Origin of the sequence: Rhodococcus sp. EPR-134, from assembly GCF_001647205.1 — a bacterium.
Classification (GTDB): domain Bacteria; phylum Actinomycetota; class Actinomycetes; order Mycobacteriales; family Mycobacteriaceae; genus Rhodococcus_F; species Rhodococcus_F qingshengii.
Genome location: NZ_LVCT01000237.1, coordinates 1 through 17,793 on the forward strand (window position 1 = coordinate 1; position 17,793 = coordinate 17,793).

17 protein-coding genes and 1 pseudogene are annotated in these 17,793 nt (G+C 65.0%); 14 read left to right on the top strand and 4 right to left on the bottom strand.

Annotation, left to right across the window (positions count from 1 at the left end):
• From A2J01_RS10310 to A2J01_RS10330, 5 genes and pseudogenes are all read left to right on the top strand, one after another.
• Nucleotides 1–182 (top strand): annotated as a pseudogene (locus A2J01_RS10310) (ABC transporter ATP-binding protein); the annotation flags it as partial.
• A 56-nt stretch (nt 183–238) separates the two neighbouring features.
• Nucleotides 239–1,057 (top strand): NUDIX hydrolase, encoded by an 819-nt coding sequence (locus A2J01_RS10315; RefSeq protein WP_042451134.1) that lies wholly within the window; start codon nt 239–241, stop codon nt 1,055–1,057.
• Between the two features lie 10 nt (nt 1,058–1,067).
• Complete coding sequence (locus A2J01_RS10320) at nt 1,068–1,847, top strand: enoyl-CoA hydratase/isomerase family protein (protein ID WP_003944701.1); 780 nt, start codon at nt 1,068–1,070, stop codon at nt 1,845–1,847.
• A gap of 53 nt (nt 1,848–1,900) precedes the next feature.
• On the top strand, nt 1,901–2,917 hold the full coding sequence (locus A2J01_RS10325; protein WP_003944733.1) for a class I SAM-dependent methyltransferase: 1,017 nt from the start codon (nt 1,901–1,903) through the stop codon (nt 2,915–2,917).
• A gap of 1 nt (nt 2,918) precedes the next feature.
• Nucleotides 2,919–4,076, top strand: coding sequence for a THUMP-like domain-containing protein (locus A2J01_RS10330; protein WP_064112650.1), 1,158 nt, complete (start codon nt 2,919–2,921; stop codon nt 4,074–4,076).
• A 1-nt stretch (nt 4,077) separates the two neighbouring features.
• On the opposite strand, the gene A2J01_RS10335 is transcribed toward A2J01_RS10330, so the two are convergent.
• Nucleotides 4,078–5,385: an outer membrane protein assembly factor BamB family protein gene (locus A2J01_RS10335; RefSeq protein WP_064112651.1), complete on the bottom strand. Its 1,308-nt coding sequence runs from the start codon at nt 5,383–5,385 to the stop codon at nt 4,078–4,080.
• Nucleotides 5,386–5,522: 137 nt separating this feature from the next.
• Here A2J01_RS10335 and A2J01_RS10340 point away from each other — a divergent pair, with 137 nt between their 5' ends.
• Nucleotides 5,523–6,287 (top strand): acyltransferase, encoded by a 765-nt coding sequence (locus A2J01_RS10340; RefSeq protein ID WP_003944741.1) that lies wholly within the window; start codon nt 5,523–5,525, stop codon nt 6,285–6,287.
• A gap of 97 nt (nt 6,288–6,384) precedes the next feature.
• On the top strand, nt 6,385–7,020 hold the full coding sequence (locus A2J01_RS10345; RefSeq protein WP_064112652.1) for a maleylpyruvate isomerase family mycothiol-dependent enzyme: 636 nt from the start codon (nt 6,385–6,387) through the stop codon (nt 7,018–7,020).
• Between the two features lie 18 nt (nt 7,021–7,038).
• Here the strand turns inward: A2J01_RS10345 and A2J01_RS10350 are convergent, their stop codons facing one another.
• Genes A2J01_RS10350 through A2J01_RS10360 form a run of 3 tightly spaced genes read right to left on the bottom strand, consistent with a single transcriptional unit; the run spans nt 7,039 to nt 10,615 of the window.
• Nucleotides 7,039–8,283 carry a glycosyltransferase family 4 protein gene (locus A2J01_RS10350; protein WP_003944732.1) on the bottom strand — a complete coding sequence of 415 codons (1,245 nt, stop codon included), beginning with the start codon at nt 8,281–8,283 and terminating at the stop codon, nt 7,039–7,041.
• Nucleotides 8,280–9,806: a 1,4-alpha-glucan branching protein domain-containing protein gene (locus A2J01_RS10355; RefSeq protein WP_064112655.1), complete on the bottom strand. Its 1,527-nt coding sequence runs from the start codon at nt 9,804–9,806 to the stop codon at nt 8,280–8,282. The genes A2J01_RS10350 and A2J01_RS10355 overlap by 4 nt, the downstream gene beginning before the upstream one ends.
• Before the next feature lie 29 nt (nt 9,807–9,835).
• Entirely contained in the window at nt 9,836–10,615 is a 780-nt protein-coding gene (locus tag A2J01_RS10360) for a class I SAM-dependent methyltransferase (protein WP_064112654.1), read from the bottom strand.
• 271 nt (nt 10,616–10,886) lie between these two features.
• On the opposite strand from A2J01_RS10360, the gene A2J01_RS10365 reads away from it, so the two are divergent.
• The 7 genes from A2J01_RS10365 to A2J01_RS10395 all read left to right on the top strand — a co-directional run.
• The gene (locus tag A2J01_RS10365) at nt 10,887–11,687 is read left to right on the top strand and encodes an electron transfer flavoprotein subunit beta/FixA family protein (RefSeq protein WP_003944754.1); all 801 of its coding nucleotides are present in this window, start codon (nt 10,887–10,889) and stop codon (nt 11,685–11,687) included.
• A gap of 48 nt (nt 11,688–11,735) precedes the next feature.
• Nucleotides 11,736–12,692 (top strand): electron transfer flavoprotein subunit alpha/FixB family protein, encoded by a 957-nt coding sequence (locus A2J01_RS10370; RefSeq protein WP_003944698.1) that lies wholly within the window; start codon nt 11,736–11,738, stop codon nt 12,690–12,692.
• 135 nt (nt 12,693–12,827) lie between these two features.
• Nucleotides 12,828–13,664, top strand: a complete 837-nt coding sequence (locus tag A2J01_RS10375; RefSeq protein WP_003944707.1) for a GNAT family N-acetyltransferase — start codon at nt 12,828–12,830, stop codon at nt 13,662–13,664.
• Nucleotides 13,664–14,563 carry a lysophospholipid acyltransferase family protein gene (locus tag A2J01_RS10380; RefSeq protein WP_007729400.1) on the top strand — a complete coding sequence of 300 codons (900 nt, stop codon included), beginning with the start codon at nt 13,664–13,666 and terminating at the stop codon, nt 14,561–14,563. The genes A2J01_RS10375 and A2J01_RS10380 overlap by 1 nt, the downstream gene beginning before the upstream one ends.
• 52 nt (nt 14,564–14,615) lie before the next feature.
• Nucleotides 14,616–15,845: a cysteine desulfurase family protein gene (locus A2J01_RS10385; RefSeq protein ID WP_007729397.1), complete on the top strand. Its 1,230-nt coding sequence runs from the start codon at nt 14,616–14,618 to the stop codon at nt 15,843–15,845.
• A complete protein-coding gene (gene mnmA / locus A2J01_RS10390; protein WP_007729394.1) occupies nt 15,845–16,957 on the top strand; it encodes a tRNA 2-thiouridine(34) synthase MnmA in 1,113 nt (370 codons plus the stop codon). The genes A2J01_RS10385 and mnmA overlap by 1 nt, the downstream gene beginning before the upstream one ends.
• Nucleotides 16,954–17,793 (top strand): methionine synthase (locus A2J01_RS10395; RefSeq protein WP_064112653.1); only part of this gene is annotated, 840 nt, incomplete at its 3' end. The genes mnmA and A2J01_RS10395, both read left to right, overlap by 4 nt.

Here is a 17,793-nt window from a genome sequence, read left to right on the forward strand (position 1 = left end):
CGCCGGGATTCACCCACGCACTCCTTCTCAAGGAAGGGGAGGTCGTCTCTCAGGGCCTTCTGGACGACGTCATCACCGCCGAAAATCTGAGCGCGGCATTCAGCCAGTCCATCAGCCTCGACAAGGCGGACGGCCGATACTTCGCGCGCCGCGCGAGACCGTCCGGAGCTCATCGCGCGTGAGCTTCAGTGGGACCTGAAATGCGTCCCAGATCACAGATCGCGTAGGTTCGCGAAGCATGGCTAACGAGAATACAAACGCTGTCCCCGAGCCCAAGGATGCGTCGACCGTCATCTTGGTGCGCGATGCCGAATCCGGGATCGAGATCTTCCTGCTTCAACGAGTACAGGGGATGGCGTTTGCCGGGGGCATGACGGTATTCCCCGGCGGCGGCGTCGACAAGTCCGATGCGACGGCCGAGGTCGAGTGGGCCGGGCCGTCAGTCGAGTGGTGGGCCGAGCGGTTCAGCACGGATGTTGCTCGGGCGAAGGCTCTCGTCTTGGCGGCGGTGCGGGAAACTTTCGAGGAGTGCGGTGTCCTGCTGGCCGGCCCCACGGCTGACACGGTCGTCGCGGACACGGCCGGCTACGCACAGGACCGCGTTGCTCTCGAAAAGCACGAGCTGTCGTTCAGCGATTTCCTGAAGAAGGAGAACCTGGTCCTGCGAACGGATCTGCTGCGGCCGTGGGCGAACTGGATCACGCCGGTGGGCGAGACCCGCCGCTACGACACGCGCTTCTTCGTCGCAGCGTCACCGACCGGACAGATCGCGGACGGCGTCACCTCCGAGGCCGCCGAGGTTCGTTGGCAGAGCCCGCAGGACGCGCTGGCGCACTGGCGGGAGGGTGGCAGCATCCTGTTGCCGCCGACGTGGAGTCAGCTGACCGAATTGGCCAAGTTCAGTTCGGTGGCGGAGATACTCGCAGCCGAGCCGGTGATTCCCGTCATCCTGCCTACGTTGATCACCGACGAGGAAACGCTGCGCGTCGAGTTCCCGAACCAGGACGGTTACTACGTCGCCGGGCCGCATCCGTGGTCGGTCAAGGCGGCAAAGTAACCTCTCGACCATGGCTGAATTTGTGACTCTCGAGGTTTCCGAAGGCATCGGCACCATCCGTCTGGCGCGTCCGCCCATGAACGCTCTGAACCGTCAGGTTCAGGACGAGTTGGCTGCTGCCGCACACGCTGCGACCGTCGACAAGGCAGTCAAGGCCGTCATCGTCTACGGCGGCGAGAAAGTCTTCGCAGCCGGTGCCGACGTCAAGGAAATGGCCGAGATGGATTACGGCCAGATCCGTGACGCGATCGGCGGCATGCAGGCCGGACTCGGCGCCGTGGCGTCCATCCCGAAGCCGACGGTCGCCGCGATCACCGGATACGCACTCGGTGGTGGACTCGAAGTTGCACTCTCGGCCGATCGCCGGATCGTCGGAGACAACGCCAAGCTCGGAGTTCCGGAGATTCTGCTCGGAATCATTCCCGGTGGCGGCGGAACGCAGCGTCTGGCTCGTCTGATCGGTCCGGCCAAGGCCAAGGATCTGGTCTTCACCGGCCGTTTCGTCGGGGCTGACGAGGCGTTGGCCATCGGTTTGGTCGACGAGGTCGTCGCTCCCGACGACGTGTACACCGCGGCCCGGACATGGGCCTCGCAGTTCGTCGGGGGAGCGTCACGTGCGTTGGCTGCTGCCAAGGCGGCCATCGACGAGGGTCTGAACACCGACCTGGAATCCGGGCTCAAGATCGAGCAGCATCTGTTCGCCGGATTGTTCGCGACCAAGGATCAGGCGATCGGCATGGAGTCGTTCATCGCCAACGGTCCGGGCAAGGCCGAGTTCACGGGCGAGTAGGCTCCCCTAAACTAGAACTTGTTCATCTCTTACCAGCGAGTAGGATAGCCGCCATGACAGCCAGCCCGAATGACGACGCAACCGTCACGCCGCCCGCCGCTACCGACACCTCGGTAGTCGACCCCGCGCCGCGGCCGCACGCCACGGCCGAAGAGGTCGAGGCCGCTCGTAAGGACACCAAGCTCGCCCAGGTGCTCTACCACGACTGGGAAGCCGAAACCTACGACGACAAGTGGTCCATCTCGTACGACGAGCGCTGCATCGACTACGCACGTGGTCGTTTCGACGCCGTCGCGGGCGATCAGCCGCTCCCGTACGAGCGCGCGCTCGAACTCGGTTGCGGCACCGGATTCTTCCTCCTGAACCTGATGCAGGGTGGAGTCGCCAAGACCGGTTCGGTCACCGACCTCTCGCCCGGCATGGTCAAGGTCGCACTGCGCAATGCCGAAAGCCTCGGCCTTCCGGTCGACGGCCGTGTTGCCGATGCCGAGACCATTCCGTACGAGGACAACACCTTCGACCTGGTGGTCGGCCACGCCGTGCTGCACCACATTCCGGACGTCGAGAAGTCGCTGCGTGAGGTCCTTCGTGTCCTCAAGCCCGGCGGACGTTTCGTCTTCGCCGGTGAGCCCACCACTGTCGGCAACTTCTACGCCCGCTGGCTCGGCCGCGCGACGTGGGAAGCAACCACACGCGTGACCAAGCTGCCGTTCCTCGCAGACTGGCGTCGTCCGCAAGAGGAACTCGACGAGTCTTCTCGTGCAGCAGCTCTCGAGGCTGTCGTCGACATCCACACGTTCGACCCCACGGACCTCGAGAACATGGCGAAGTCCGCCGGCGCCGATCAGGTCCACGCTGCCACCGAGGAATTCGCCGCGGCGCTGCTCGGCTGGCCGGTCCGTACCTTCGAGGCGGCTGTTCCGCCGGAGAAGCTCGGTTGGGGCTGGGGGCGTTTCGCTTTCGGTGGTTGGAAGACGCTCAGCTGGGTCGACGAGAAGGTGCTCCGCCACGTCGTTCCTCGCGGATTCTTCTACAACGTCATGATCACCGGCGTGAAGCCCGGCAACTGAATTGGGTTATGACTTCACCCTCGGCGACGTCGACTATCTCGGAAGTGATTCCGGCGTAGCTGCCTTGGCCGAGGTGGATCAGCTCGAACTGTCCACGCGTACGCGTCTGGCCGACATCGGCCGGGCGCGTACGCGTTTCGGTGATCACATGCCTGCGCTCGTGGACACCGTCCTGCTTCGACGAAAGGCCGCTACGAAACTGCCCGGCAGTGATCAGTGGTTGTTCACGGACGACGCGATGCAACAAGCCACTCCCGGCGTTGTCGCGGCCCACCGCGCGCAGCGTCTGATCGGGCGCGACGTCCACGACGTGACGTGCTCCATCGGCGCCGAACTGCATGCCTTGACCGGAGTTGCGCATCGCGTGATCGGCAGCGACATCGATTCCGTTCGCCTGGCGATGGCACAGCGCAATGTGCCGAGCGCAGCGTTGCTGCGGGCCGACGCGCTCCGCCCGACGACACGCGACACCGTCGTACTGGCAGACCCCGCACGGCGATCGGGCGGTCGCCGCACTCACGATCCGGCAGCGTTGATGCCACCTCTACCGGACCTCATCGAGGCGTACTCCGGCCGTGATCTCGCGGTGAAGTGTGCTCCCGGACTCGATTTCGACAATCTGGGCTGGGACGGGGAAGTCGAGGTCGTCTCGCTCGACGGCGGCGTCAAGGAAGCCTGCCTGTGGTCGACGGGGCTGGCCGAGTCCGGCGTCACGCGTCGAGCTTCGGTGCTTCGCTCCGACGGGAGCGGGTGGGCGATCACCGACGCCGAGGACGACGTGATTCCGGAGCAAGCGCCGGGGGAGTGGATCATCGACCCGGACGGAGCGGTAGTGCGCGCGGGCCTCGTGCGCCACTACGCGGCCAGACACGGCCTCTGGCAGCTCGATCCACGCATCGCTTATCTGACCGGTGACAGCGTCCCTGAGGGAGTTCGCGGATTCCGGATCCTCGAGCAGATCAAGTACTCCGAGAAACTGCTCAAACAGACACTGTCCAAGCGGGACTGCGGTGTGGCCGAAATCCTGGTGCGAGGAGTCGACGTGGACCCGGCAGTGCTGCGTCCACGGCTCAAGCTCAAGGGCTCGCTTGCGCTGAGCGACGTGATCGTACGGATCGGGCGATCGGCGTCGGCCTTCATCTGTGAGGCATCCCGCTAGCTCACTTGAAGACGAACAGCTCACCGATTGCGCTGGGCGTCAACACTTCGCCCTTGGGTCCGATCGAGGTGCCGACGGTGAAGCCGACCGCGCCAGGCAACGTGTCCTGATCCACCGTCTCACCGGTTTCGGTGTCGAAGGTGATCAGGCTCAGTCCGTTCTCACCCTCGCGTACGACGGTGTATCCGGTGTTGCCGGCGGTCTGCGCCGGAACGCCCAGTTGCAGAAGGTCTTTACGTTCCCAGGCCAGTTCGGCGTGATCTCCCTCGTCGCGCACGGCAAGGAGGTGGCCCTTGTCGCCGCCGGCGGGAATGATCAAACCGTCGTCGGACGTCGAGGCACTACCGGCCGAGTTGAAGCCGATGTCGTAACTCCACCTGGTGTCACCGGTTTCGGCGTTCACTGCCCAGAGAGATCCGTTGTTGTCGGTGGCGTAGACGGTCTTGCCGTCCTTCGACAGGTCCGGGCTCGACGCCGTTCCACCGGGAAGCGCGTCGGTGGACCACTCGCGGGTGATGGACGGATTGTCGCCGCCCGTGTACTTCATGGCGACCAGATCGACTGCCTGAGAACTGGGTCCGTAGAAGGTGAAGTAGAACTTGCCGGTGCCCAGGTCCACTGCCGGGGTATTGGCCACCGGGCAGCCGGACGTGCCGAGGAAGCACTCGTTCAAACCCTTGTTGTCGGGAATGAGTTCTGCATTCGCGCCCTGGTCGATCGACGGCGGCGGGATCAGGTCGAACGACGGAACCACTTTTGCGCCGGTCTGCGGGTTGAGCACGTTGATCTGACCCAATTGGGTGATGAACAACAGGTTTCCGTCGCCGGTGAACTGTGACGAGAGAGGAGTGCCCACAACGAGCGTGCGCCAACGCAATTGACCAGTCTCGGTGAAGGACATCATCGCGCCGCTCTCGCCGACGTAGACATTGGTGGCCGTGTCGACGATGGGTGTGGACGCGACTACTCCGTCGTTGAGTCGAGCGCACCACTTCTTGCGACCCGTATCCATCTGGAACGAGAAGAGATTGCAGCCGTTCTCGGTGCGGGCGGTGACGAAGCTCTGGCCGTTCGCGGCCACCGAGGCGTACGCGGCAACCGGACCGCCGAGAGGGCGTGACCATGCGAACTCGACATCGCGTGATCCGGTGACCGGGCTCGTGTCGCTGTTGCGGGCGTCGGCATGCATGGCCGGCCAACCCGCCGACGCATACCGGTCCACCCGTCCGTCGTCGCTGCCGCAACCGGCGATCAGGGCCGCAGCGATCGCCGTCGACACCATCACGGACGACCGTAGGACCCGCCGCATCACAATCTCCCTGCCTTCACTTGATCAAGAGCCCTCGGTAACTGCACAAGCCCGGACCAGAGACTATCCCGACCGGGGCAACGTGACGGGGCACACCCCGAGGGTCGGTGAGTCGGCCCCACGTAGGCTGAACACTCATGACGAGCATGTGGGGCGCACCGTTGCGCACTCGATGGCGGGGATCACGCCGAGGCGACAGCGATCAGGCCAAGTTCTTGACGGTCGATTCCCTCAAATGGGTTCTGGCGAACAAGGCGTACACACCCTGGTATCTGGTGCGGTACTACCGTCTCGCCAAGTTCAAGATGGCCAACCCGCACGTGATCCTGCGCGGCATGGTGTTCCTCGGCAAGAACGTCGAAATCCATTCCACCCCCGACCTGTCCCGCCTCGAGATCGGGCGCTGGGTGCACATCGGTGACGGCAACGCGATCCGCTGCCACGAAGGCTCGCTGCGCATCGGCGACAAGGTCGTCTTCGGCAAGGACAACGTCGTCAACACGTACCTCGACATCGAAATCGGTGCGTCGACGCTCGTAGCCGACTGGTGCTACATCTGCGACTTCGACCACCGCATGGACGACATCAACACACCGATCAAGGACCAGGGCATCGTCAAGGGCCCCGTCCGTATCGGCCCGGACACGTGGGTGGCAGCGAAGGTCACCGTGCTGCGAAATACCCGCGTCGGACGCGGTTGTGTCCTCGGTGCGCACGCCGTCGTCAAGGGAGACATCCCGGACTACAGCATCGCGGTCGGCTCGCCCGCGAAGGCGGTCAAGAACCGCAAGTCCGATTGGGAAGCCGGCGCTGCCGATCGTGCAAAGTACATCGCGGCGCTCGAGGACATCGCACGCAAGAAGGCTGCTGCGGACGCTGCCGACGCGTCGTCGACGTCGTAGCTCACTTTTTGGCAGAACCAGCGATTACTTTCGGCGCCGCAACCGGTCTGTATCGGTATCGGCGCCGAAAGTCTGCGCCGGTGAAAGGAGTGCCGACATGAGCGAACAGACACCCGAATGGGTCGTGGCGCAGCGCCGCGAACTGGTGGGATTTCTCGAAGGCCTGAGCACGGAGCAGTGGAACGCGCCGACCCTGTGCGAGGGGTGGCGGGTCCGCGAAGTGATCGCGCACATCACCATGCCCTACCGATACTCGGCGCCGCGATTCGTCGTGGAAATGGTCAAGTCACGCGGAAACTTCAACAGGATGTCGAACCGGCGAGCGCTCGCCGATGCGTCGGAAGTCGGTGAGCGACAACTGCTTGCCTCGCTTCGCGACAACGTTGCACACCCGTGGAAGCCACCAGGCGGCGGCTTCGAGGGTGCGCTCTCGCACGACGTGATCCACGGTCAGGACATTCGCGTGGCACTCGGCGACGATTACGTGGTGCCCGAAGACCGGCTCACTCGTGTGCTCAGCGGACTCTCGCCCAAAACCCTGAAGTATTTCGGAACTGACCTCGACGGCGCTCGGCTGCGCGCCGACGACCGAGACTGGACGTACGGTGCCGGCGCCGAGGTTCACGGGGCGGCGCAGGATCTCCTGCTCGTGCTGTGCGGCCGGATGCTGCCACCAGGCCATCTGCTCGGGGATGCGAGTTCTCGTTTCACCGCGCCACTCCCGACCCCCTGAGATCAGCACAAAGCGAGCTCAGCGACCGGGCAGCGGACGCTCGGGGATCTGCGGACGGGCCAACGGCTGTCGCACCCGACGCTTCGCGCCCGCGTAGACGTGAGCGGTCTCCTCGGCGACCTGATGCCAGTCGAAGTCCGATGTCAGGCGTGCGCGGGCGGCCACTGCCCGTTCCTGTGCCCCGGCGGGATCGTCGAGTACCTCGCGGACAGCCGAGGTGAGCCCGGCGATGTCGCCCGGTTGGAAGGACATCCCCGTCACCCCGTCGACGACGGCTTCGCCCAGTCCGCCTGCGGTGGACGTGATCAGCGGAGTGCCGGCCGCCGCCGCTTCGAGGGCGATGATCCCGAACGGCTCGTAGCGCGACGGCAGGACGATGGCGTCCGCTCCGTGCAGCCAGCTGAGCAGTTCCGTGTGATCGAGGTTGCCGAGAAAGTCCACCGCCCGCGCGACGCGGTGCGTGCGTGCCTGTTGGTAGAGCCAGGTGAACTGGGTGCCTTCGCCCGCGATCGCGAGGGTCGTGCCGGGGTGGCTACGACGGATTCGGGGGAGTGCTGCGATGGCGTCCTGCACGCCCTTCTCGTATTCCAGGCGGCCGACGAAGAGGAGTTTCGGCGGTCCGGATCGCGGTCCACGTTCGCGAAAGTTCCACGTGGTCACGTCGATTCCGTTGCGGATGACGGTGATCGGCGGCAGCGTCGGGCCGTAGAGCTCGGTCACTTCTTCCTGCATGGACGCCGAACAGGTTATGAGAGAGTCGGATTCGTTTGCCAGCCACCACTCGACGGAGTGGACCTGGCGGTTGATGCGTCCGGAGATCCAGCCGCTGTGGCGACCCGCCTCGGTGGCGTGAAGTGTGGAAACCAGTGGGACATCATAGAATTCGGCCAGGGCGATCGCCGGATGTGCGACCAGCCAGTCGTGCGCGTGCACGACGTCGGGCTGCCAGCCCTCGCCCACTCCTGGCTTGTGCAGCGCCATCCCGGCACGGACCATCGCGTGACCCATCGCGAGGGTCCACGCGAGCATGTCCTCGCCGAAGACGAAGTGCGCGGGGTCCTCGGCCACTGCGACGACAAGGACGCCCTCGGAAATGTGCGTGATCGTCGGGTGCGTCGACGCATCCGTTCCGGAGGGGCGACGCGAGAGAACCACGACCTCGTGGCCTGCAGCAGCCAACTCGGTGGCGAGATGGTGGACGTGTCGACCGAGCCCGCCGACGACGACCGGTGGGTACTCCCACGAGACGATGAGAATTTTCACGACGGACTCAGTTCTGTGTCAGGTAGACGGCGAGCATCCAGTCCCGGGAACAACCCGTCGGCGCGATTCCAGCCTTCGGCGAGTCGCACGGCGACGGCATCGCGGCCGGAAACGAGCGCTTCGGAGATTTCCCTGGTCGCATGGGCGTGCTTGTGCGCACGTTCGCGGGCGTACCCCGCGGCCGAATCCTTGCTCACCATGAATGCCCAATCGCTCGAAACTGTCATCAGTGTCTCGCGAAGTATCTGATCGTTGACGCGGTTTCGCAGTTCCGGTCGTCCGGGTGCGTTGTCGCGTCCGCGAGACTTGTCCACGGTGCCGAGCGAGGTCTCCACCACTTCGGAGTTCAGTTGCACCAGGTCGGACACCTGATCGCCGGCCCAGACACGCCAGTCCTTACCCGATCCCCAGGACGAATCCTCGAGTTGAACGGGTTCGCCGACGTATCCCGATTCCTTGGCGTCGGCGAGGGTGCCGACGCGAATTCCGGCTTCCGGAAGCGCGCGCAGGAGCTTCTCGAGCCACTGCGGGCCTTCGTGCCACCAGTGCCCGAACAGTTCGGTGTCGAAAGCTGCGACCACCAGGGCGTCGCGGCCGATGCGGGTGGATTCACTGCGCAGACGCGCCCGAACGGTTTCGACGAAGTCGGCAACATGCTTGTCGACGGCGGCCGCAGCGAGTTCGGGGTCGTACGGCAACTTGTCGGCGGAGTCGACGGTCCGTCCGGTGACTCGCGACGGCTTGAGACCCGTCTCGTGGTCGTAGGTGTGGAAGTCGCGGTAGGCGGCGTGACCCGGATATCCGGACTTGGGGGACCAGACCCGGTAGCTGACCTGCAGGTCGCGGCCGAATGCAACCACGTCGGATTCTCGAACCGGGCGGCCGAGGGACGTGTCGCCGCGCAAGGCGGGGCCGTCGACCATGAAGTGGGTGACGCCCGCTTCGGCGTACCCGCGCTCCATGCCCGGGGTGTACCCGCACTCAGGTCCCCAGATCCCGGTCGGAGTGTGATTCCACCGGGCATGCGCGTCGGCGAGACCTTCGCGGAGGGAGAACGCCCGCAAGCGAGGATCGAGCAGCGGTTGGAACGGGTGGGCCAGCGGCCCGCCGAGAAGCTCGAAGGCCTCGCGATCGATGAGGTCGCGGAACACCGGTGAGGCGCCGTGCTGCCAGTGAGTCTCGAAATCTGCGAGAGCGGCAGCTGACGCCCGGTGTTCGCGCGCGCCGAGTTCGCGGTGCGCCGCGTCCGGCATGCCGGCAGCCTCGTGGGCGCGGATTTGCCAGTTGCCGAGCCAGTGATGCATCCCGGCGAGGCAGTGGGGATCGTCCAACTGGGCCGCGAGTACGGGCGTGATTCCCAGCGTCAGCAGGTGCGATCGGCCCTCGTCGGCCAGGCGTCGTAGCGCGGCGGCGAGCGGAATGTACGACGCAGCCCAGGACTGGTAGATCCATTCCTCGCCGACGGGCCATCTGCCGTGGTTGGCGAGCCACGGCAGATGGGAGTGCAGAACCAGGGCGAACATCCCCGGTTCGGTGACGGGTGTTGCGTTACTCACTCGCCGGTTTCCTTCACGGCAATAGCGACGAGGTCGAGGCTGTCGTCGATGTCGGGTTCGCTGATGCTGAAGTCGTCGACGGTGATGCCCTCGACGTCGCGGGTGAGATCTTCCGGCCAGGGCTCGCCGGCCAACGCGCGGTCGATCTGCGCATTGATGAACGATCCGCCGTGCTTGGCGTCGAGTTCCTTCAGGCGCGAACCGTGGTGGACGCCGGTCATCAACTGAACGCGGAATCCGGCGTCTTCGAGCAATTCGGTCATTTCGGAGGCGTTGAGCTCACGAGTGTGGAAAGGGTTGAGCGGCGTGTCGCGGCCGGGGGAGAAGGTGATCCGGTTGGGGGTGCTGATGAGAAGTTCACCGCCGGGAGCGAGAACTCGGAAGCATTCGCACAGGAACTGACCCTGATCCCACAGGTGCTCGATCACCTGGAAATTGACGACGACGTCAACCGAGTTGTCCGCCAGTGGAAGCTCGGCGAGGTTGCCGTGGAGCATCTCGACGCGGGGGTAGCGGGCACGGACGTGCTCGACCGCGGAGATGTCGTAGTCGAGGCCGGTAACCTTTGTTGCGACGTCCGCAATCATGTTGGCGCCGTAGCCTTCTCCGGAACCGGCCTCGAGGACTCGGCGGTCCGTGCAGCGCTCCAGAAGTGCGCGGTACACCACTTCGTGGCGTCGGAACCAGTAGTTCTCCTCGGGGATTCCTGGCACGGTTCGTTCGCCCGTCAAGGGCAGGGGTGCGTCCTCGTGGTTGCTGACACTCGTTTCACTCACCCGTGCGAGATTAGTGCCATCCGAGTAGAACGTGTTCGCCGTGGTCCAGATCACTGCTGTCAATTCCTGTTCGTGCCGTTATGGTGGACGAGGTTCCACGTTAAGTTACCCACCGGTAACTTAACGTGGGGTAATCTAACGCACAGCCGACGTGAACCGAGAAATTCGCCCGTAGGGAGACCTGTCGGACTCTCTTTTCGGACGCTCGGACTGCGCGAGCACCACAGACGATTTATCAGGTGAATTACACACAGGAGGTCGACGAAGACCCATGACGAATATCGTTGTTTTGATCAAGCAGGTCCCCGACACATGGTCCGAGCGCAAGCTGACCGACGGCGACTACACGCTTGACCGTGAAGCCGCCGACGCAGTCCTCGACGAGATCAACGAGCGCTCCGTCGAAGAAGCACTCCTCATCAAGGAAGCTCAGGGCGGTGAGGTTACGGTGCTGTCCGCAGGTCCCGACCGCGCCACCGACGCTATCCGCAAGGCTCTCTCGATGGGCGCCGACAAGGCCGTCCACATCAACGACCCGGCACTGCACGGCTCCGACGCGATCCAGACCGCATGGACGCTCGCTGCTGCTCTCGGACAGATCACCTTCGAGAACGACGAGCCTGCCGACCTGATCATCGCCGGCAACGAGGCCACCGACGGCCGCGTCGGCGCTGTTCCGGCCATCATCGCCGAGTACCTGGGCATCCCGCAGCTCACGCAGCTGCGCAAGGTCGTCGTCGCCGACGGCAAGATCACCGGTGAGCGCGAGACCGACGAGGGCGTCTTCGGCCTCGAGGCTTCGCTGCCCGCGATCGTCTCGGTCACCGAGAAGATCAACGAGCCGCGCTTCCCGTCCTTCAAGGGCATCATGGCCGCGAAGAAGAAGGAAGTTCTCGTCTACACGCTGGCCGACCTCGGAGTCGACCCGGAGACCGTCGGAGTTGCCAACGCCGGCACCACCGTGACGTCCTCCACCCCCAAGCCCCCCCGTACCGCTGGTGAGCGCATCGTCGACGAGGGAGACGGTGGCACCAAGATTGCCGCGTACCTCGTCAGCAACAAGGTCATCTGATCGCGCCCTTCTAGACATCCAGCAGAAGAACTCAGGGAGAGTTAAGTCATGGCAGAAGTACTTGTGCTCGTAGAGCACGCAGAGGGTGCGCTGAAGAAGGTCAGCACCGAACTCATCACCGCTGCACGCGCACTCGGTGAGCCGTCGGCAGTTGTCGCCGGCCCCGCGGGCACCGCAGCAAAGCTCGCCGACGCTCTGGCAGCAGCCGGCGCCGAGAAGATCTACGTCGCCGAGTCCGACGACATCGACGGCTACCTGGTCACCCCCAAGGTCGACGTTCTCGCCGCTCTGGTCGAGTCCACCAGCCCGGCAGCAGTCATCACCGCAGCCGGCACCGAGGGCAAAGAGGTTGCCGGTCGTCTGGCCGCACGTCTGGGCTCCGGATTGCTGACCGACGTCATCGAGATCAAGGCTGACGGCACCGGCGTCCACTCCATCTTCGGTGGCGCGTTCACCGTCGAGGCCAAGGCCAACGGCGACGTTCCGGTCTACTCGGTTCGTCCGGGCGCAGTCGAGGCTGCTCCGCAGGCCGGCGCAGGCGAGCAGATCACCGTCGAGGTTCCGGCCCAGGACGAGAGTGCCGTCAAGGTCACCTCGCGTGAGCCCATTGTCGGCGGCGACCGCCCGGAGCTCACCGAGGCGTCGGTTGTCGTCTCCGGTGGACGTGGTGTCGGCAGCGCGGACAAGTTCTCCGTCGTCGAAGAGCTGGCCGACTCCCTCGGCGCTGCAGTCGGTGCTTCGCGTGCCGCTGTGGACTCGGGTTACTACCCCGGACAGTTCCAGGTCGGTCAGACCGGTAAGACGGTCTCGCCGCAGCTGTACATCGCGCTCGGCATTTCCGGTGCCATCCAGCACCGTGCCGGCATGCAGACGTCCAAGACCATCGTCGCGGTCAACAAGGACGAAGAGGCACCCATCTTCGAGATCGCCGACTTCGGCATCGTGGGCGACCTGTTCAACGTCGCACCGCAGCTCACCGAAGCTGTGAAGTCCCACAAGGGCTGAAAAGCACAAACTGCTGTGCGCCTTTATCAACCCCCCGCGGTTGATAAAGGCGCACAGTGCTTTATTCACCCGGCCTGCATCGGCATGTCACTTCGTCGATACCGAGACGCCGTTCGCGCTCGATAAACCTTGCGCATGACAATTACGTCAGTCCTTCGCTCCGCGAGTGACAATCTCGGCCGTGAGGTCGCCCAGCCGAGATATTCCCTGATCGTCTCCTCCGACCGCGAGCATCGTGTCGCTGCGCAGCGCCTTCGATACCGAGTGTTCGCCTCCGAGCCAGGCTTCTCCCTCCCCGCTTCGGCCGGGGTGTTCGAACTCGACGCCGACGCCTTCGACGAATTCTGTGATCATCTTCTCGTTCGCGACAACATCACCGAGGAGTACGTCGGCTGCTACCGAATGCTGCCGCCGGATTCCGCTGCGGCGGCCGGTGGGTATTACACCGCAACGGAATTCGACATCTCCGCGCTCGATCCGGTGGCGAACAGGATCGTCGAAATGGGTCGCGCGTGCGTCGATCCCGCTCACCGCACCGGATCCGTCCTGAGCCTGATGTGGTCGGGCATCCTGCACTATCTCGAATTGACCGGATACGAGTGGGTGATGGGCTGCGTCTCCGTGCCCGTCTTGCCGAGCCCCGATTCAATTGCCGGCGCCGATGTCCGCGGCGTCCGTGACTTCGTGATGAACAAGCACGCCAGTCCGGGGTCGCGGCGGGTGATCCCACGAAACCCGGTGGTCCTCGGGGGTCTGACGCTCGACGAGATCGCCGCACCGGAACGCGTGACGATGCCACCGTTGCTCCGTGGTTACTTGCGGATGGGCGCGATGATCTGCGGGGAACCTGCTCACGATCCCGAGTTCGGTGTGGCCGATTTTGTTGCGCTGCAAGGCCTTCACTCCGCCAACAAGCGGTACCTCGAACGGCTGCGATCGGCGGCCGCCGCACACGAGTCGGGGATCGGCTGATGACCGCGGCGGTGCCGTACTGGGTGCCGACGAGCCCCTGCGGCGACGGGTGCCTACCCGCGGACGCACCCGGTGTGTCGAGTATCACCGTGATGGCCCGCGGGGTCATGGTCGGTGCCGCACTGTTGACTGCGCCTGTGCTTTCGGCCGGCTGGCTCCTCCCGCGCACCTGGCGTACTGAGATGCAACGCGGATACTCGCGCGCGTTGCTTCGTTGTCTGGGGATGAAGCTGACGGTCGACGACCAGCGGTTGGGGCGCGCGGAACCTGACGGGGTCATGGTTGTCGCCGGTCACGTGTCCTGGACCGACGTCCTCGTCGCGAGCGCCGTTGCTCCGGCCAACTTCGTCGCCCGCGCCGACCTGCTCGACTGGGCAGTGCTCGGCGGTCTCGCGCGCCGGATGCGCGTCGTCCCCATCGACCGCGCTCGCCTGCGTGAACTCCCCGGAACCGTCGACGTCGTTCGCGAACGCCTGCAGCGAGGTGTCCGGGTGATGGTGTTCCCCGAGGGAACGACCTGGTGCGGGCGGGCGTACGGCGGTTTTCGTCCGGCGATGTTCCAAGCAGCCGTCGACGCCGAATGCCCGGTTCAGCCGATGGCGATCCGCTACGAGAACGCCGACGGTTCCCTGTGCACCGGACCCTGCTTTGTCGGCACCGAAACGATCGGTCAGTCCATCCGTCGGATCCTGCGTCAGAAGAACGTCGAGGTGAAGGTCAGGCTGGCTCCGCTCGAGGAGGCAGGGGAGTGTCGAGCCGATCTCGCGCAGCGATGCGAGAGAGCCGTACGCGGCGTCGACATCATCGATCTGGCAGCTCACGACATCTTCGACCCCGCACCGGAACTCGTGACACAAGCCGTGGGACAAATCGATCCTTCCCCGGCGATGAGCGCTTAGCCTGCTGAGCGAGGCTGGTCGAACTCTCGTGCTGGGCTATCCTTGTCAAGCCATGACTCTGCCTGCACACAGTGCCCACGCCGGATTTCCGGTGTACCTCGATCATGCCGCCACGACTCCGATGTCGGCAGCCGCTATCGAGGCGATGACCGATACCTTCAAAACCGTGGGCAACGCGTCCTCGCTGCACGGCTCCGGCCGTGCGGCCCGGCGCCGCGTCGAGGAATCGCGCGAATCGATCGCCGCCAGCCTGGGTGCGCGGCCGTCGGAGGTCATCTTCACCTCCGGAGGCACCGAGAGCGACAATCTCGCGGTCAAGGGCATCTACTGGGCTCGCCGTGACGCAGACCCGCGACGCAATCGCATCCTGGCCAGCTCGGTCGAGCATCATGCTGTGCTCGACGCCGTCGAGTGGCTCGAGCAGCACGAGGGCGCGCGCGTGACGTGGTTGCCGGTCGACGAGAACGGTGTCGTCGATCCGCAGACCTTGCGTGACGAGCTTTCCGTCCACGCCGACGAGGTAGCACTCGTGACGGTGATGTGGGCCAACAACGAGGTCGGCTCGATCATGCCGATCGTGGAGTTGGCGGAGATTTCGGCTGAGTTCGAGATTCCGATGCACAGCGACGCGGTTCAGGCAGTTGCACAATTGCCGGTCGATTTCGCGGCGAGCAAATTGTCCGCGCTGAGCATCGCGGCGCACAAGTTCGGTGGTCCGCACGGCGTCGGCGCACTGCTGCTCGGACGCCAGGTTCCGTGTGTGCCGCTCCTTCACGGCGGCGGACACGAACGTGATCTGCGTTCGGGCACTCCGGATACTGCGGGCGTTGTCGGGATGGCTGCGGCGCTGCGCGCAAACGTCGAGAACTTCGATTCCAGCACAAGGGAATTGGCGCAGTTGCGTGACCGTTTGATCGACGGAGTCCTGGAGATCCTTCCCGAGTCGGTGCTCAACGGCCCGACCGGTTCCGATCGGCTTCCCGGTAACGCGCACTTCACCTTCCCCGGTTGCGAGGGCGATTCGTTGCTGATGCTGCTCGACGCTGCCGGTATCGAATGTTCCACCGGTTCGGCCTGCACCGCCGGTGTGGCCAGGGCCAGCCACGTCTTGATCGCGATGGGCGTCGAATCGCCCGTCGCGCGTGGCTCACTGAGATTTTCGCTCGGACATACGTCGAGTGTCACCGATGTGGACGCGCTCATCGCTGCGCTTCCACAAGTAGTAGAGCGCGCTCGGGCCGCCGGTCTTGCCGGTGCCGGTTCGCGTGGAGGGGATCGCTGATGCGAGTACTCGCAGCCATGAGCGGAGGTGTCGACTCCGCTGTCGCCGCCGCCCGCGCTGTCGCCGCCGGACACGACGTCGTCGGCGTTCATCTTGCGTTGTCCACGGCGCCGGGCGCATTGCGGACGGGTTCGCGTGGATGCTGCTCGAAGGAAGATGCCGGCGACGCCAGGCGCGCCGCCGACGTTCTCGGAATACCCTTCTACGTCTGGGATTTCGCCGATCGCTTCAAGGAAGACGTGATCGACGACTTCGTGGCGTCGTACGCAGCGGGTGAGACCCCCAATCCGTGCCTGCGCTGCAACGAGAAGATCAAGTTCACCGCACTCGCCGACCGTGCAGTCGCTCTCGGCTTCGACGCCGTGGCGACCGGTCACTACGCGCGCCTCGAAGACGGCGTCCTGCGCCGGGCGGTCGACGCTGACAAGGACCAGTCGTATGTCCTCGGTGTGCTGACGGCTGAGCAGCTTTCGCGAGCGATGTTCCCGATCGGTGACACACCGAAAGAACAGATCCGCGAGGAAGCCGCCGAGCGCGGTCTGGCTGTGGCGAACAAGCCTGACAGCCATGACATCTGCTTCATCCCGACCGGCGATACCCGAGCATTCCTGGGTGCGCGCATCGGCGTTCGTCCGGGAAGCGTCGTCGACGCCGATTCGGGTGAGGTCCTCGCTGCACACGACGGCGTACACGGCTTCACGATCGGACAGCGCAAGGGCCTCGGCGTCGAGGGTCCCGCAGGTGACGGCCGTCCGCGGTACGTGACCGCGATCGAGCCCGAAACCGGAACGGTGCGAGTCGGTTCGGCCAAGAATCTCGACGTCTGGGCCATCTCGGCCCAGCGCGCGATCTGGACCTCGGGCCAGGCGCCGGAGGGCCCCGTCGAGTGCATGGTGCAGGTTCGTGCGCATGGCGGACTGGCGCAGGCCGTTGCGGAGGCCGTCGACGACGGTACTTCGGGCGGCGGCATCTCCATTTCGTTGCGCGAACCACTGACCGGCGTCGCGAAGGGTCAGGCCGTCGTGCTGTATCGCCCCGACAGCGAACTGGGCGACCAGGTTCTCGGCAGTGGCACCATCTCCGGCACCGAATCCGAGCCGAACGCACTGTGACACAGCAGGTTTCCATCGGTGGTCTCGTCACCGGAATCGGATCCTGGCCGGGCACGGATGCCCGCGAAAGTGCCGCAACCATCCTCGGTGAGCTGGGTGGTTTCTCGCATCTGGTGGAGTTGCCGAGCCGCGGACTCGGCGCTGACATGGTCGGCCGGGCGGGGGCAATTCTGGTCGACATCAACCTCGACGCCTCGACCCGTGCCTATCGAGTCGTGCCTCGGAGGGGCAATGTCGCGAAGCGAGCCGAGGACTTTCTGAATCAGGATCTCGACGCGCTCGAGGAAGCCTGGGAGTCGGCGCGCTTGGTCGGCGGAGACCACGTCGTCAAGCTCCAAGCCGCCGGCCCGCTGACACTCGGCGCCGAGATCGAAGTCGCAAACGGTTCGCGAGTTCTCGTCGACCGCGGTGCGCTCCGCGACATCGCAGAATCACTCGGTGAGGGGCTCGCGCGTCATGCGGCAGAGGTCACTCGCCGCACCGGCGCCGCAGTGGTGATCCAGTTGGACGAGCCGCAGATCGCGGCAGTTCTGGCCGGTTCGCTGCCTGGGCGCACCAAGATGGAGAGCGTTCCGGCCCTGCCGGAACCCGAGGCACTCGCCGTACTCGACTCGACGATCAGCGGTTGCGGACTGCCCACAATCGTCCACAGCTGCGGCACAGACATGCCGTGGGATCTACTGAGGCGAAGCCAGGCGTTCGGCGTGAGCTTCGACATGTCGCTCATCGGCTCACGCGACCTCGACGGTATCGGCCAGTTGTTCGACGCCGGCAAGGAATTGGCGCTCGGTCTGGTTCCGTCCGTGGAGCCGGAAAAGCCGGTGACGTGGAAAGAG